We start from the raw sequence: 15,760 nt of genomic DNA, 5'->3' as shown, positions 1-15,760 counted from the left end.
AATTCGACCAATATGCGTTATTTTTCTGTGACAACACTCCCATAAACCAATATTGGAATTCTAATATGATGATCCACGCAACATTTGGCATACCATAAGAGGCTAAAAATGACGATTGAGATGGAAACCACCGTAATGGAGTTGATCATCAATGCCGGAGAAGCGCGTTCTCAGGCGATGATGGCCATTCAGGCAGCGCGCCAGAAGAAGTGGGAACTGGCCGCAGCATCATTAGCCGCCGCCCAGGACGCGGTGCGCGCCGCGCATCTGATCCAGACGCAACTGATTGGGGAAGATGAAGGGCAAGGAAAGATACCGGTCAATCTGATCCTGGTACACGCCCAGGATCATTTGATGACGGAGATGCTGTGTCGCGATCTGGCTGAAGAGATTGTGATGCTGCGCCAAGAGTTCGCCGGTGCTGCCTGAGCAGCATAACACCAGGTTGCGCTAGTCTTGATCCAACTGTGCAGCCACGTAGAGCAGAAAGCGATCCTCAAAATTCGCCAGGTTTAGTCCCGTCAGTTCAGCAATGCGCCGTAAGCGGTATTCAAGCGTATTTTTGTGAATAAACAGCGCCTTGGCTGTCTCACCGGCCTGCTGATTATGGCGAAACCAGGTATGCAATGTTTTTCGAAACACCCCGTTGCCGTCATTGGTTTTTAGCCGATGCAACGGGCTTACCAGCTCTGCCGCTTGCCAGCCATCGCGCAGGCTATCGAGCAGCACTGGCAGTTTGATGTCCTGATAGCAGAAACAATGCACGTCAGGCATCCGCTGTTTGCCTACACTGATGGTGGTTTTTGCTGTGTGATAAGAGCGCACCACGCCTCCTTCCTGTGGAAAAAAGTTTCCCAGCGCCAGGCGTACTTTTAGCGGGCTGCCCTGCTGTAAACGCTGATAGAGCTGTGTCATGCGACGCTTATGCTCTTCGGGTTCCCAGCGCTCCGCATGCAGATAAGCTGGTTTCAACACCACCATTTCGGTGAGTTACACAATCGCCATCAGATCGTCTTTACCGGTCTCCATCAGCAAAGACTGCAACTGCTGCAATTCGCTCATTGCCGTGCTGACACCGAGCTGGCCGCTGTCCAGTTCCACCACCATGGCGACACGTGGCAATGTCAGATCGACGCCCAAACGTTGCGCCCACTCCTGCATGGTGGCTGAGTAACTGTCGTTACGCACCATGCTTAACACCAGCTCTTCTCGCAGACGGCTGTTTTGCGCCAACAGTTGAAGCAAATGAGCCTGTTCCAGCATCATTTCCGCCGTCATACACACCAGCTCGCCAAATTGCAGCAGACCATCGGGATCGCCGGTTAGGCCAATGACGCCGACGATTTGGTTATTTAACCACAGTGGCAGGTTCAGGCCGGGCCTGACACTGTGCAGCGTATGCATTGACGCATCATCAATCGAAACGACTCGTTGCTGACTGAGCGCTAATAGCGCCCCTTCGTGAATTTCACCAATACGTTCGCGATCGCCGCTGCCAATAATACGACCTCTGGCATCCATGACATTGATATTACAGTCAATAATTTTCATGATGCGTTCAACGATCGAATAAGCTAATTTCGCGTCGAAATCATAATCTGTCATTTACTATTCCCCTGGTGCAGCGCAAAAATATTTCGCCAGCAGGAAATACCCCGCATGCAAATACGCCACATCAACAACCACTGCCTTTTGTAATTTAATAAAGTTATTTACACCAACCCAATTATTATAAAGGGAAAGACGAATAACTTTATTTCATAACGTGCTTTGTATTTTATTTCTGTTTAAAAATAAAGACTTCAACAGCGATAAAAAATAAATCATGAATATCGATACAGGAAATTAACGCGATACATCGCCGCCATAGCCAACAGACGGCGATGGGCAGCACGCGCTTATTCCACGATGCAAATACGACAGGTGTTGGTGCTGCCAATTTGTCCGGCGCTGTCACCCTGTGTCAAAATGACGCTGTCGCCGGTCGCAATCGCGCCGCATGCTTTCAGCAGCGCGATGGCATCCTGCGCCGCGCCCAGCCCTTCGGCACGGCCATTGAACGGCAGGGGCGTAACGCCACGATACAGCGCAACCTGATTCAACGTTTCGGCATGACGTGATAGCGCATAAATCGGCAAACGAGAGCTAATGCGAGACATCATGCGGGCAGTACGGCCCGACTCCGTCATCGCTATCACGGCTTTAACGCCCTGCAAATGGTTAGCCGCATACATCGCAGACATCGCCGCCATCTCTTCGACATTGGTAAACTGCACATCAAGGCGGTGTTTCGAGGTGGTGATGCTGGGGCTGCGCTCAGCCCCAAGGCACACGTTCGCCATCGCCGATACCGCTTGCTCCGGATAGCTGCCTGCGGCGGTTTCAGCCGATAGCATTACAGCATCGGTGCCGTCCAGCACCGCATTGGCGACGTCCATCACTTCAGCAAGCGTCGGCATCGGGCTGGAAATCATCGATTCCATCATTTGCGTCGCGGTGATCACCAAGCGGTTCAACTGACGCGAGCGCTGAATCAGACGCTTCTGGACGCCCACCAGAGCGGCATCACCAATTTCTACGCCTAAATCGCCACGCGCTACCATGATGGCATCCGCAGCCAGAATCATGTCATCCATGTTTTCTGGCGTGGCAACAGTTTCCGCGCGCTCCACTTTGGCAACAATGGCCGCCTGACAGCCCGCTTCGCGCGCCAAACGACGCGCATAGCGTAAATCGTCTCCGGTGCGTGGAAATGAGACCGCCAGAAAATCCACCTTCATTCTGGCTGCCAGCAGAATATCTGCCTTGTCTTTTTCCGTCAGCGCTTCGGCGGAAAGCCCGCCACCGAACTTATTGACGCCTTTGTTATTGGAGAGGGTTCCGCCTACGGTGACAGTTGTAATGATTTTTTCGCCGTCAATGCGCACGACACGCAGTTGAATACGGCCATCATCCAGCAGCAGAATATCACCCGGCACCACATCGCGCGGCAGCGCCTTATAATCGATGCCAACCTGAGTATTATCGCCCAAGCCTTTTTCCAATAGGGCATCTAGAATAAAGGTATCTCCGACGTGCAGAAATACTTTACCTTCTTTAAAGGTTGATACCCGAATTTTAGGCCCTTGCAAATCTCCCAGAATAGCCACTGACTTACCCAAGCGTTGGGCAATTGCGCGCACCTGTTCCGCACGAGCAATATGATCGTCTGCCACACCGTGCGAGAAATTAAAGCGGACTACGTTAGCGCCTGCACTAATTATTTTTTCCAGGTTATTATCACGATCGGTTGCCGGGCCGAGGGTAGCAACAATCTTGGTGCGCCGAATAGTTTCAGTCATATTCTTTCCCTTTTTATTACTGGCGCTTAATTATGCTGCTGCTTTTTTCAATAGACGGCCAATATTCTCGCACGCACGTTCCATATTAATCGGACCATCTTTCAGTAGCGCTTCAATATTGTCTGCACGTGGAATAATGCCGAAAATGGTGTCGATACCTTCGCCATACAGTGCTTCAATACCTTCGCCAACGCAGCCGGATACTGCAATAACCGGTACACCCTGCGCTTTGGCGGTTCTGGCAACGCCGTAAGGGGTTTTACCGAACTTGGTTTGGTAATCGATACGCCCTTCACCAGTAAAGCAAAAATCCGCACCAACCAGATTGTCACTCAGCCCACTGAATTCGACAACAATATCAATACCCCGACGCAGTGTGCACTGGGTGAAAGCCATCAGCCCCGCGCACAAACCGCCCGCCGCACCGGCACCCGGCACAGTGGCAATCTCTTTGCCTAACTAATTGCGGATCACCGCCGCGTAATGCGCCAGATTGTTATCCAACTGTGCAACCATCTCTGGCGTTGCCCCTTTCTGCGGGCCGAAAATCGCTGATGCCCCTGCTCGCCGCACAGTGGGTTGGTAACATCACAGGCAACCTGAATATCCACCTGTGCCAAACGGCTATCCAACCAGGAAAGATCGATGTGGTGCAAACGATCCAGCGCGCCGCCGCCGCGCGGCAGCGTATTGCCCGCTTCATCATAAAAACGCACGCCCAGCGCTTCTGCCATGCCCGCGCCGCCATCATTGGTTGCGCTGCCACCGATACCCAGAATGATTTTCTTGATGCCTTTATCCAGGCAGGCGCGGATCAGTTCACCGGTGCCGTAGGTGGTGGTCACCAACGGGTTTTTGGTGTCGCGGTTAACAAATTGAATACCGCTGGCAGACGCCATTTCAATCACGGCAATCTCGCCGTTACCCATGATGCCGTAGCTGGCCTCAACCGTTTCTCCCAACGGTCCGGTCGCGTTCAACGCATACAGTGTGCCTCCGGTGGCATCAATCAGCGACTGGGTGGTGCCTTCACCGCCGTCTGCCATCGGAACGTGCACGAAATTCGCTTCGGGGAATACCTTACGCAACCCTTTTCCATCGCGTTACACACTTCTTTCGCCGTCATGCTCTCTTTAAATGAATCGGGCGCTAATACAAACGTTTCTTTTTTTCATTGTGGGTTGCCTCAAACTAAAGAATAAAGCCGTACAGCACGGTAGCGACGATGGTCACGGTACCACCGACAATCGCTTCGTAAGGCAGCAAGCCCATACGCTGTCTAATGGTCATGTTCATGTTCATGTTCATGTTCATGTTCATGTTCATGTTCATGTTCATGTTCATGCTCATGCTCTGCGCTGTAACGTGGAAATAGTTGCCCTGCGGCAAGGAGTCGATAACGGTGGCCCCGGTGTGTACCATGACCGCAGAGGCTATCGGCGCGCAATGACGATAGTGGCGATGGCGTTACCGAAGGTACCGGTCGCCAGAATGGTCCCGGTGGAGGTGGAAGCCGTGGCTGCCGCCATCAAAATACCGGAGATAGGTGCCAGGAAGGTGCCGGAAATGCCCATGACGTTAATCAGTTGCACCACCTGAGCCGACAGATTGGATGCGGCAATCAGGCCCGCAATCGCACCAGCACCAATCAGGATCAGTACGGTAGCGGTCATTTTTTCCAGACCTGAAGCGGTATAGGCAATCACCTTGTGCTTTTGCCCCATGGCAATCAGCCCAACGATACCGGCGATCGGCAGTACATACATCGCATCCAGCTTGAACGCGGTCAGCGCGCTGATGTGGAAAATGGAACCAATCGGGTTAATCATCAATAAGATAACGGCAACCGCTGGCGCGACGATAGCCTTACCCAGCGTTGGGTAGGTTTTGTCATTTTTCGCGCTCTGGGTGCCATAAGCAGCGGCAGCTTCTTCACCACTTACCATGATCCCTTTATTTTTCAACATCGAAGCGACAACGACAGTAATAATCAAACCGAATACGGCTGGAATAAAACCGGCGATCATTACATCGCTTAAATTCAGGTGAAAACCGTTTGCTGCGGCAATGGTATTGGGGTTCGGCGATATAATATTACCGGCTTTACCGCCGCCGGAAAGCGCCAGTAATAATGCCAATTTGGAAATCCCCATTTTATTACCCACCGATAACGCAATGGGTGCAACAATTAATACTGCGACGGGGATAAATACGCCCACTGCGGTAATGATCATGGTGGCCAGCGCCAGCGCTAAAATCGCTTTGCTCTCCCACATCTTCCTCACAATGGCCTGGGCGATAGTTTCTGCCGCGCCCGACTCCATCATCACGCCAGCCAGTACACCGGCTGCCAGCACGCGGATCACCGCACCGAGAATGGCACCGAGGAACAAGGAGTACACCGGATTAATTTTTTTCAGGATGAGCGCAATGGCAATAAAAAGACCAATCAACGCCCCGTACCATGCCAAGGGTTCTATGGTATGCATAATGAGACCTCTTATATTTTATATGTCTTCGACAATAGGGTGCTAATGCAAATTCATTCCTGGTGGAATCTGCATTATTTAATGTGGTAATAAATCATGCCGTTCTAAATAGTTTTCTTTTGGAAAAGATTAGAATCGATAAATAATTCCTTATCACATGCTCTTATGGATTGAGAATTATTCTATGACTTGGCAATAAAATAACCTATGTGTTGCAACACGAAAAAATTGGGCATTTATATAAATATTTTTGTGTCGCGGAACAAGAAAGCGAGAGGTTTATCACATTGCTGGGGAGGGGAGGACCGTATTCCTGCGGCTTATCGTGGCGTCATCCTTTCCCCAGCATCCGCAGACGCTGAGGAGGATACACAACATGGCGTGGTTACAGCGCCTCGAGCGCCAGTAACTCTTCAATGGTTTGGCGGCGACGAATCAAGCGTGCTTCACCATTTTCGAACAGCACTTCCGGCAGAAGTGGGCGGCTGTTGTAGTTGGAGGACATGGAGGCACCGTAAGCCCCGGTGTCGTGAAACACCGGATAATCGCCAACCTGTACCGCAGGTAACGCCACCGTTTCCACGCCACCGCCAGCCTGTTGCGTAAACACATCACCGGATTCACACAATGGCCCTGCTACTACGGTATCGCGCAACGGTGCGCCAGCAAGAGAACGCTCATCTGCCGGCAACAACGAAATATGGTGATAGCTGCCGTACATGGCTGGGCGCATCAGATCGTTAAATCCGGCATCCACCAACACGAAGTGGCGGCTGCCCATGTTTTTGACCGCACGCACCTGCGCCACCAACACGCCAGACTCCGCCACCAGAAAACGTCCCGGTTCGATTTCCAGTGTCACCGGGTGGCCAAGGTGTGCCTCAATACGCTGACGCGCTGCGTGCCACAGGCCAAAGTAGTGCTCGGTATCGATCACCGGCTCACCCACGCGATAAGGAATGGAAAGTCCGCCGCCAGCGGAAATGGCTTCAACATCCTGACCAAACTCAACCACCTGACGCACCATGGCATCACACACCTGCTCCAGATGGCCGTAGTCCACGCCGGAACCGATATGCATATGAATGCCGACCAACTTCAGGGAGTAGCGTTGGATTTGCGCCAGCGCCAGCGGTAAATCGGCATACCAGATACCGTGTTTGCTGTTCTCACCGCCGGTGTTGGTTTTCTGGCTATGGCCGTGACCAAATCCCGGATTGACGCGCAGCCACACCGGTTGACCCGGCTGAGCCGCCCCCAGTTGAGCCAGCATATCCACTGAACCGGCATTAACCGGAATATTCAGTTCCACCACACGCGCCAGCGTCGGCATATCCAGCATGTCGGCGGTGAACACAATCTCGTGATCTGCCGTACCCGGCACAAACCCGGCCACCAGGGCGCGCTCAATTTCCCCCAGCGATACCGAATCCACTTTTACACCTTGTGCGCGCATCAGGCGCAGAATATGCGTGTTGGAGCAGGCTTTTTGCGCGAAGCGGATGGTGTCAAACTGACGGAGTTGTGCAATACGCGCCACGATGGTGTGCGCATCATAGGCCCACACCGGGCATCCAAAACGAGCGGGTAATTCACGCAGACTATGCGCGTTAAGCGCGTGGGTAAGGTCATTCAGATCGTGCGGCATAGGGTTTCCGTGCAACAAAAGGGGAGCAATGGCCACACGGTAACGGGCTGCAACGATTTAAACAAATATCGATTTTCGCATATTCTATTCATCCATGATATGGCTTAACTAAGCCACTTCGCGCAACGCATCGGCAGTAATATGCACCCCTACCGTGCTGCCTGCTCGGTGCAGATCGCCCGGTGCACGATTCAGTACATCGACAGCCAGCTCTACGCCGTTAACCACGATACGGTACCGCAGGCTGTGGTTGAGGATCTTCCCGGCGATGCCCTGTTCAGGCGTACCCAGCGTGATGGATTCAGGACGAAGTGCCACCTGACCGGTGAAATGTTCTCCCGTCAACTGTTGCGCCTGCGCGGCACTCAACAGGTTATAGCTGCCGATAAAGCTGGCGGCAAACAGATTAGCAGGCTGTGTATACAGCGACACCGCATCGCCATCTTGTACGATTTCCCCGTTGTTCATCAGCACGATACGATCGGAGAGCGTCAACGCCTCTTCCTGATCGTGGGTAACAAAGATAGCCGTCAGGTTTAGTTCACGTTGAATGCGACGGATTTGTTCACGCAGATGGCGGCGAATATGCGCATCCAGTGCGGAAAGAGGCTCATCCAGTAACAGTAAACGCGGGCGCGTGACCAACGAGCGCGCCAGCGCCACGCGCTGACACTGGCCGCCGGAAAGCTGATGTGGGTAACGGTGGGCAAATTCATTCAATTCAACCAGCGCCAGCACCTCGGCCACCAGCTGGCGAATCTCCCGCGCCAAGCTTCTGCATTTTTAACCAGAAAGCCACGTTCCCTTCCGCCGTCATGTTGGGAAACAGCGCGTAGTTCTGGAACACCATACCAATGCCGCGCTTTTGCGGAGACACTGGCACAATATCCTGCCACTGTAACAGTATCTGTCCACGGGCGTCAGGCCCGCCAGACAACGCAACAGCGTCGATTTGCCGCAGCCGCTCGGCCCCAAAAGAGTAACAAACTCCCCTTCGGCCGCTGAGAAATCGATATTGTGAAACACCTTGGTTGGCCCGTAGTGTTTATTGAGCTGTTTTACATCGAGATAGGGCATATCATGATTTCTCCCGGTTAAGAATATTGGCCAGCCAGGTCACCAGCAGCACGACGAGGAAATAGGAGATCACCAGCGCACCGGTAAAGTGCCCACTGTCATTACGTTTGTTGTAGAGATACACCCGCAACGTTTCAAAACGGGTCCCTACCAGCAAGTTGGCAAACACAAACTCGCCAATCAGGAAAGAGAACGAAAACAACACCGCGATCATCACACCTTTACGCAGATTAGGCAGCACCACCCACAGCGCCGCCTGCCAAGTGCTGGCCCCCAATAAATGCGCCGCATCAAGCAGCTCTTTGAGGTTAATCGCCTGAATATTGTTGGAAATGGCGCGATAGATAAAGGGTAGCGCGATAGCAAAGTAGCAGCCGATCAGAATCCAGGGCGTGCCGGTAATGGCGAGCGGGCCTGAGGAATAGAGCTGCAATAATCCTACCGAAGAGACCACCGACGGCACAGAGAACGGCAGCAAAATCAGCACGTTCATCACCCCATCTAAACGCGGAAACCGCCAGGCGATGACAAACATCGCGGGTAACACCAGCAGCAGCGAAAACAGCAGTGCGCCAAAACAGATCAGCAACGAATGGCCCAACGCCACCAAAAAACGGCTATCGCCCCACAGGGCAATAAACCACTTCAGTGTCACGCCGTTGGGCAGAATGGTGGCACCCCACTCTGTCGCCAGCGCATAGCCCAAGGTCGCGAGCAGCGGCAACAGCAAAATCAGCAACACCAATAATACCACCGTCTGATGGTAGCGCCGTTCAAAGGATGACATGGCAACCTCCGGTCAGGTCACGGCGCGGCATGGAGATAGCTCCGCCGCAGCAACCACTGGTGGACAACGGTAATCAACGCCATCAGCAGTACCAGCAGCACGGAAAGCGAGCTGCCAAGATTAGGATCCAGGGTGATATCCCCGGCGACCAACGCAGCAATGCGTATCGGCACCACGTTGAAGTTACCCGTTGTAAGCGCGTAAATGGTGGCGTAAGCCCCGAGCGCATTAGCAAGCAGGATAACAAAGGTGCCGAGCAGCGCGGAGGTCAACACCGGAATGCCGATATGCAGCCAGAAGCGCCAGCGCGGTGCAGCCAGCAAAGCCGCCGACTCTTGCCACTCCGTGCGCAGTCCGTCAAACGCGGGATAGAGCAGCAATATCCCCAGAGGGATCTGAAAATAGGTGTATATCAGGATCAAACCATCGCTGGAGTAGATGTTGAACCCGTCGATCACGCCATATTTTTTCAGTAATAAAACCGTTCAGCCCTACCATAATTACGAAGGCAAAGGCCAGCGGAACACCCGCAAAGTTGCTGGTCATATTGGCAAACGACAACACGAAGCGTTGCAAACGCCCCGTCCCCAGCTGGCGCAACGAGTAGCCACCAATCAGGGCGATAATGACGCCGTACAAGCTGGACCAAAACGAGATATCCAATGAAAAGCGGATCGCCTGAAGGTAAAACGGCGAAGAAAGGATATCGGTATAGTTCGCCAACCCCCACGCCTCTTCCGTTTGGCTGTAAAAGCTGTTCACCAGGATCCAGATAAGCGGCGCTATCTGAAACGCAAAAAAGACGGCAAAAAACGGCAACAGGATCCCTGCGACCAGCCAGTTTTTTCTCACGCGTTATCCTCCCTCTGCGGCGTGGACCAATACACCCTGTGCGCCACCTCTTCGTATCCGGACAGGGTGCGCACAGGAACAGGCCTTACTGTTTCATATTGATAATAACGTGCTCTTGCCACTGACGCGGCAACGTTTTCACCGTTTTATCCCAGGCCTCGCCGTCAGCAATCGGGCGTACGCTTTTGTACTGTTCTTCCGGCAACAGTTTAGCCTTCACATCATCTGGCAGCGTGATGTGCTGCGCGCGGATCGGGCGCGCATAGCCACGCGCCAGATTGATCTGTCCGGCATCAGAGAAGATGTACTCACGCGCCAGCTTGGCCGCTTTGGGGTTTTTGGCGTATTTATTGATGATGGTAGTATAACCGGAGATCACGGAACCATCGGAAGGGATCAGCACTTCAAAACGATCTTTGTTGATTTTGTCGCGGTAGTTCAGACCGTTGAAATCCCACACCACACCAACCTGCACTTCCCTTTTTTCGATATTTGAGATCACCGGATCGGTAACGCCAAGACGCCCGGCTCTCGCCAGCTTGCCGAAGAACTCCAACGCCGGTTTCAGGTTTTTTTCGTCACCACCCAGCGCAAAGTTGGCTGCCAGTACGCCGCTTACCGCCTGAGAGGCGGAGTTAACGTCACCAATGGTCACAACGTAATTGCCTTTAAGCAAGTCGACCCAGCTGTGTGGGATCTCTTTCACCTGCTGTTTATCAATAATAAAGGCGATAGATCCGGTATAAGCCAGCGCCCAGTGTCCATCTTTATCTTTAGCCCAGTCAGGCACCTGTTCCCAGGTGGTCGGTTTATAGGGCTGGGTTACACCTTTTTGCGCCGCAATCGGTCCAAACGCAGCGCCTACGTCACCGATGTCGGCACTGGCATTCTCTTTTTCAGCCGCAAATTTGGCGATTTCCTGCACGGAAGACATATCGGTATCACTGTGCTTCAAACCGTATTTTTTTGAGAGATCCTGCCAGGTGTCTTTCCAGTTGGCCCAGCTGTCCGGCATCCCTACGCTGTTTACCGCGCCTTCAGCCCGTGCAGCTTTTTCCAACGCAGCCAGATCCTGTGCCAACACCGGGGCGGAAACAAAAGCGATTGAGGAGAACAGTGCGCTACTGATTAACACGGAAGACAACAATTTCTTCATCATGATGCTCCTGATTTCATAGGTTCGCGACGCTGGTCTTAGCCAGCAATAACTACGCCAATTCAGCACAGCGGGATGAAAGTTATATGTCGGGTGTATGACAACCGCATGTCAGCGCAAGGTGGGACGAGAACATACCCATCGGGCCAAGCTCGACATTCCCCGTCATGGTGCACATTGCGCGATATCGGTGTTTAATTCTGGTGAAATGCGCCTGCATGAAGCGCAGTAACCCGATGATAGTTCAGCCTCATGTCTTCATCCATTCAGAGGCTGTGAACCACAGTGATAACATTACCGTCATGTGACATTAACCGCAGAAAATGTGCTTTGCGATTGATTGAACAACCACCAAGCGCGACTCCATCCGCATTTGGTGAAAAAATAAATAAATTCCGGCCAAGCTATTCATTTATGATATTGGTTAGCGAGGCAACCACGACCGAGGCCACGATGCCGACCATTTCACTGCGCCACATTGAAATTTTTCATGCCGTCATGACCACCGGTAACCTCACCGAGGCAGCCGCGTTGCTCAATACCTCGCAACCCACCGTAAGCAGTGAGCTGGCACGCTTCGAGCATCTGGTGCAGATGCCGTTGTTCGAGCGGGTACGCGGACGCCTTCACCCGACGGCGCAGTGGTTGCAACTGTTCGAAGAGGTGCAACGCTCCTACTACGGGTTGGATCGCATCATCAATGCCGCGCGCGACATTCGACGTTTTGAACAGGCACAGCTTTCTATCGCCTGCCTGCCGGTATTTTCTCAGTCCCTGCTTCCTAACGTATGCAAACCGTTGCTGGACAGCTATCCCTCACTCAGCCTACACGTCATACCTCAGGAATCGCCGCTGCTGGAAGAGTGGCTGTCAGCACAGCGCCACGATCTGGGGTTGACGGAGAACAGCGTGACGCCCGCAGGCACCGAGCGCCACACCCTGCTGACGTTGAACGAAGTGTGCGTGCTGCCCACACAGCACCGTTTAGCCGCGCGTCAGATACTGACGCCAGAAGATTTTCGCCATGAGCGATTTATCAGCCTTTCAAGCAGCGATAGCTATCGCCAACTGCTGGACAAACTCTTTGATAGCGTCGGGATAGCGCGTGGTGCGATGCAGCAAACGAGCCTGCGCCCAGGTTTCCATTTCATTCAGGTAGCGGCTCACCATAGCGCGCGACATATCCAATAGCTCGGCGGCAACGCTCATGCTCCCTCGTTCAACAATAGCGACAAACACTTCAGCAGCAGTGATGCGATCCATGATTAGCTAGATTTATGCAACAGAGAAGCCACCATTTAGCCATTTTTATTACGATAATTGCAACTTAAGATAACCCCCGTTGCGAACTTTTAACGAATAATGAATGGAATTTCTGCTATGAAAAAATCTACCTTAACGCTTGTTGCTGCCGCCATCCTGAGCATGACTACCGTGGCTCACGCCGCCTCTCCGTTGAAGCTTGAAGTCTTTAACCACGGTGAAGCCAGTATTTTCCCGGTATCATCCGCGCTGATTGTTGGTGAACATGAAGTGGCACTGATTGACGCCCAGTTCCAACGTAACGATGCACAAACGTTGGTGGGTCGCATTAAAGCCACAGGCAAGCCGCTGAAAACTATTTATATCAGCCATTCCGATCCGGACTATTATTTCGGTCTGGATGTGATCAAGGTCGCCTTTCCAGACGCAAAAGTGATTGCCATCGCGGCGATCGAAGCCAGCCAGGTGGGTAAAGTCGCCTACTGGGGCCCGATCATGAAAGAGAATGCGCCGCAAAAGATTATCGTGCCAACGCCATTGAAGGGTGACAGCTTCACCGTTGACGGTCAGAAGTTGGAAGTGAAAGGTCTGACAGGACCTACGCCGGATCGCACTTTCGTGTGGATCCCGTCGATGAGCACCGTGGTGGGATGGATTCCGGTTTCCGCTAATATCCACCTGTGGATTGCCGATACCCAAACGCCACAATCTCGCGCTGACTGGCGTCAGACGTTACAACAGATTGAGCAGTTAAAACCGAAACAAGTGGTACCGGGTCACTTCCTGCCGCCGATGGATTACAGCCTGAGCAGCGTCACGTTCAGCCTGCAATACCTGAACACGCTGGAAAAAGCGCTGGCTACCAGTAAAGATTCAGCTGCGCTGATCGATACCATGAAAAAGCAGTACCCAGACCTGCACGAAGAGTCCAGCCTGGAACTGAGTGCCAAAGTGCTTAAAGGTGAAATGAAATGGCCGCAGTAACCCTACACTATATTTATGACCCGCTGTGTGGCTGGTGCTACGGTGCCGCGCCACTGGCGCAGGCAGCGCATGCAATGCCAGGCGTCAATGTGGTGCTGCACGGTGGCGGAATGATGACGGGCAGCAACCGCCGTCAGGTCACCCCGCAGTGGCATGACTACGTGTTGCCTTATGACCAGCGTATCGCAGAACTGACCGGCCAGCCTTACTTCGATAAGCTGCTGCGCGATACCAGCGTCGTACTGGACTCTGCGCCGCCGACAGCAGCCGTCATCGCGGCAGAACGTATAGCTAACAAAGGCTATGAGATGCTGCACCATGTGCAACGTGCGCATTACGAACAGGGCAGAAAAATCGCTGATGTCGATGTATTGACACAGTGCGCCAGTGAAATTGGGCTGGACTCCGTTGCCTTTGCTAATGAGTATGCCTTCGTTAACGCCGATGGACTGGAGCAACATTTCAAGGAAAGCCGCGCATTGTTGGCGAAAGTGGGCGGACACGGCTTCCCCACCTTTGTGCTGGAAACCGCCGACGGTAACAGAGAAATTGTCCAGACGGTCGAATTTCTGGGCAATATCGATGCGTGGCGCGCCTTCTTGCAGGTTAAAATCGGCAGGTTTGCTGCGTAGGTGGTATCCACAGCCCGTAAGCCGGTGTCGATGACACCGGCTTTCAATGATACACTGTGCTCAGGTTTCCCTGCATTGGGATCACGATTGACCAGACACAGTAAGACGTATGCGCCCATCTTCTGATACTCAGCACCGCTTCCCAGCACAACGCTTCTCCATCGCGCCGATGCTCGATTGGACCGATCGCCATTGCCGTTATTTCCACCGCCAACTGACCCGTCAAACTCTGCTGTACACTGAGATGGTCACGACCGGCGCCATTATTCACGGCAAGGGAGATTATCTGGCTTACAGTGATACCGAGCATCCGGTGTCGTTGCAGTTGGGCGGCAGCAATCCTGCCGCGCTGGCGCAGTGCGCGCAGTTGGCAGAGCAGCGCGGCTACGATGAGATCAATCTCAACGTTGGCTGCCCTTCGGACCGCGTGCAGAATGGACGCTTCGGTGCCTGCCTGATGGCAGAAGCCGAGTTGGTGGCGGATTGCATCAAAGCGATGCGCGATCGAGTATCGATCCCCGTTACGGTGAAAACCCGTACCGGCATCGACGATCAGGATAGCTACGCTTTTCTGTGCGATTTTGTTCACACCGTGGCCGAGCGCGGCCAGTGCGATACCTTTATTATCCATGCACGCAAAGCCTGGCTTTCAGGCCTGATTCCAAAAGAGAATCGCGAGATCCCGCCGCTGGATTATCCACGCGTCTATCAGCTCAAGCGCGATTTTCCGGCGTTGACCATCGCCATTAATGGCGGTGTAAAAACGCTGGAAGAGGCAAAAACCCATTTGACGCAGCTCGATGGGGTGATGATGGGACGCGAAGCCTATCAAAATCCCGGCCTGCTACTGGATGTCGATTCGCAACTGTTCGGTATTGATGCACCCGCCGTCAGCCCGTTTAGCGTGGTGGAAGCGATGTACCCATACATTGAGCATGAACTGACCAACGGAACCTATTTGGGCCATATCACCCGCCATATGCTGGGCTTGTTCCAAAGTATTCCCGGCGCGCGTCAATGGCGCCGTCATTTAAGCGAAAATGCCCACAAACCCGGCGCAGGCATCCCGGTGGTGGAAGCGGCACTGGCGCTGGTACGCGATCGCGCGGCATAAAAAACACAAACTGTTAGTCAAAATAGCCACAAACTATTGCCCACACCGACATTCCATTCTGATAAATCAATACGTTATCAGAAGGGGAAGGTTGTAATACTTCTTGTAATACCTCCCGCAGAACGCGCCGTTAGTACGGCACATCTGATTGAGGAGAGAAATCATGCTGGAGTTTTTGTGCGTTGCGGGCTTTTTCGTGATGCTAATGGTCACCGGGATTTCACTGATTGGCGTACTGGGCGCACTGGTCATTGCTGCGGTGGTCATGCTGGTGGGGGGGGCTGATTGTTACCGCCATTGAAGTGCTGCCCTGGCTGCTGCTGGCGGTGGCTATCGTCTGGCTGTGGCGTTACTGGCAGCAAAAACCACTGCGTGATTACCGCTGATGTCACACGTTGTGACGGCAGCAGCAAATAC

Annotated in this window: 10 protein-coding genes and 7 pseudogenes; 6 read left to right on the top strand and 11 right to left on the bottom strand. The window is 53.1% G+C overall.

What is annotated here, in order from left to right:
- Positions 1–108 precede the first annotated feature (108 nt).
- The gene (locus JZM30_RS18175; RefSeq protein ID WP_252320397.1) at positions 109–429 is read left to right on the top strand and encodes a PTS lactose/cellobiose transporter subunit IIA; all 321 of its coding nucleotides are present in this window, start codon (positions 109–111) and stop codon (positions 427–429) included.
- 21 nt (positions 430–450) lie between these two features.
- On the opposite strand, the pseudogene JZM30_RS18170 reads toward JZM30_RS18175, so the two are convergent.
- The 10 genes and pseudogenes from JZM30_RS18170 to JZM30_RS18125 form a co-directional block, all read right to left on the bottom strand.
- Positions 451–1,605, bottom strand: a pseudogene (locus tag JZM30_RS18170) (CdaR family transcriptional regulator).
- Positions 1,606–1,898: 293 nt separating this feature from the next.
- On the bottom strand, positions 1,899–3,341 hold the full coding sequence (gene pyk / locus JZM30_RS18165) for a pyruvate kinase (RefSeq protein WP_252320395.1): 1,443 nt from the start codon (positions 3,339–3,341) through the stop codon (positions 1,899–1,901).
- 30 nt (positions 3,342–3,371) lie between these two features.
- Positions 3,372–4,467: pseudogene (locus JZM30_RS18160) on the bottom strand (glycerate kinase family protein).
- Between the two features lie 65 nt (positions 4,468–4,532).
- Complete coding sequence (locus JZM30_RS18155) at positions 4,533–4,763, bottom strand: hypothetical protein (RefSeq protein WP_252320653.1); 231 nt, start codon at positions 4,761–4,763, stop codon at positions 4,533–4,535.
- 11 nt (positions 4,764–4,774) lie between these two features.
- On the bottom strand, positions 4,775–5,830 hold the full coding sequence (locus tag JZM30_RS18150) for a GntT/GntP/DsdX family permease (protein WP_252320393.1): 1,056 nt from the start codon (positions 5,828–5,830) through the stop codon (positions 4,775–4,777).
- 385 nt (positions 5,831–6,215) lie between these two features.
- Positions 6,216–7,478, bottom strand: a complete 1,263-nt coding sequence (gene lysA, locus JZM30_RS18145; RefSeq protein WP_252320391.1) for a diaminopimelate decarboxylase — start codon at positions 7,476–7,478, stop codon at positions 6,216–6,218.
- 108 nt (positions 7,479–7,586) lie between these two features.
- Positions 7,587–8,555 (bottom strand): annotated as a pseudogene (locus JZM30_RS18140) (ABC transporter ATP-binding protein).
- Position 8,556: 1 nt separating this feature from the next.
- Positions 8,557–9,342 carry an ABC transporter permease gene (locus JZM30_RS18135; protein ID WP_252320389.1) on the bottom strand — a complete coding sequence of 262 codons (786 nt, stop codon included), beginning with the start codon at positions 9,340–9,342 and terminating at the stop codon, positions 8,557–8,559.
- A gap of 17 nt (positions 9,343–9,359) precedes the next feature.
- A pseudogene (locus tag JZM30_RS18130) lies at positions 9,360–10,194 on the bottom strand (ABC transporter permease).
- A gap of 85 nt (positions 10,195–10,279) precedes the next feature.
- Entirely contained in the window at positions 10,280–11,350 is a 1,071-nt protein-coding gene (locus tag JZM30_RS18125) for an ABC transporter substrate-binding protein (protein WP_252320633.1), read from the bottom strand.
- Positions 11,351–11,803: 453 nt separating this feature from the next.
- Here JZM30_RS18125 and JZM30_RS18120 point away from each other — a divergent pair.
- Positions 11,804–12,475 (top strand): annotated as a pseudogene (locus JZM30_RS18120) (LysR family transcriptional regulator); the annotation flags it as partial.
- Here JZM30_RS18120 and JZM30_RS18115 read toward each other — a convergent pair.
- Positions 12,452–12,613, bottom strand: a pseudogene (locus tag JZM30_RS18115) (helix-turn-helix domain-containing protein); the annotation flags it as partial. The pseudogenes JZM30_RS18120 and JZM30_RS18115 sit on opposite strands and share 24 nt — an antisense overlap.
- A gap of 117 nt (positions 12,614–12,730) precedes the next feature.
- On the opposite strand from JZM30_RS18115, the gene JZM30_RS18110 reads away from it, so the two are divergent.
- The 4 genes and pseudogenes from JZM30_RS18110 (at position 12,731) to pspG (ending at position 15,729) form a co-directional block, all read left to right on the top strand.
- On the top strand, positions 12,731–13,597 hold the full coding sequence (locus JZM30_RS18110; protein ID WP_252320387.1) for an MBL fold metallo-hydrolase: 867 nt from the start codon (positions 12,731–12,733) through the stop codon (positions 13,595–13,597).
- Positions 13,585–14,229 (top strand): DsbA family protein, encoded by a 645-nt coding sequence (locus tag JZM30_RS18105; RefSeq protein WP_252320385.1) that lies wholly within the window; start codon positions 13,585–13,587, stop codon positions 14,227–14,229. Before JZM30_RS18110 ends, JZM30_RS18105 begins: the two co-directional genes overlap by 13 nt.
- Positions 14,230–14,338: 109 nt before the next feature.
- Positions 14,339–15,343, top strand: a complete 1,005-nt coding sequence (gene dusA / locus JZM30_RS18100; protein ID WP_252320383.1) for a tRNA dihydrouridine(20/20a) synthase DusA — start codon at positions 14,339–14,341, stop codon at positions 15,341–15,343.
- Between the two features lie 163 nt (positions 15,344–15,506).
- Positions 15,507–15,729, top strand: a pseudogene (pspG, locus tag JZM30_RS18095) (envelope stress response protein PspG).
- Positions 15,730–15,760 lie beyond the last annotated feature (31 nt).

The sequence above is a fragment of the Candidatus Symbiopectobacterium endolongispinus genome, from assembly GCF_018777385.1.
In the GTDB taxonomy this organism is placed as follows: Bacteria; Pseudomonadota; Gammaproteobacteria; order Enterobacterales; family Enterobacteriaceae; genus Symbiopectobacterium; species Symbiopectobacterium endolongispinus.
The sequence above is the reverse complement of the archived record's forward strand: the minus strand, read 5'-3'. Positions and strand labels throughout refer to the sequence as shown.

What these genes read in the sequence shown, in the direction of transcription:
- JZM30_RS18150 (WP_252320393.1), bottom strand. Translation starts at nt 5,830, where the DNA reads ATGCATACCATAGAACCCTTGGCATGGTACGGGGCGTTGATTGGTCTT.
- JZM30_RS18105 (WP_252320385.1), top strand. Translation starts at nt 13,585, where the DNA reads ATGGCCGCAGTAACCCTACACTATATTTATGACCCGCTGTGTGGCTGG.
- JZM30_RS18110 (WP_252320387.1), top strand. Translation starts at nt 12,731, where the DNA reads ATGAAAAAATCTACCTTAACGCTTGTTGCTGCCGCCATCCTGAGCATG.
- JZM30_RS18175 (WP_252320397.1), top strand. Translation starts at nt 109, where the DNA reads ATGACGATTGAGATGGAAACCACCGTAATGGAGTTGATCATCAATGCC.
- pyk (WP_252320395.1), bottom strand. Translation starts at nt 3,341, where the DNA reads ATGACTGAAACTATTCGGCGCACCAAGATTGTTGCTACCCTCGGCCCG.
- JZM30_RS18125 (WP_252320633.1), bottom strand. Translation starts at nt 11,350, where the DNA reads ATGAAGAAATTGTTGTCTTCCGTGTTAATCAGTAGCGCACTGTTCTCC.
- lysA (WP_252320391.1), bottom strand. Translation starts at nt 7,478, where the DNA reads ATGCCGCACGATCTGAATGACCTTACCCACGCGCTTAACGCGCATAGT.
- dusA (WP_252320383.1), top strand. Translation starts at nt 14,339, where the DNA reads ATGCGCCCATCTTCTGATACTCAGCACCGCTTCCCAGCACAACGCTTC.
- JZM30_RS18155 (WP_252320653.1), bottom strand. Translation starts at nt 4,763, where the DNA reads ATGGTACACACCGGGGCCACCGTTATCGACTCCTTGCCGCAGGGCAAC.
- JZM30_RS18135 (WP_252320389.1), bottom strand. Translation starts at nt 9,342, where the DNA reads ATGTCATCCTTTGAACGGCGCTACCATCAGACGGTGGTATTATTGGTG.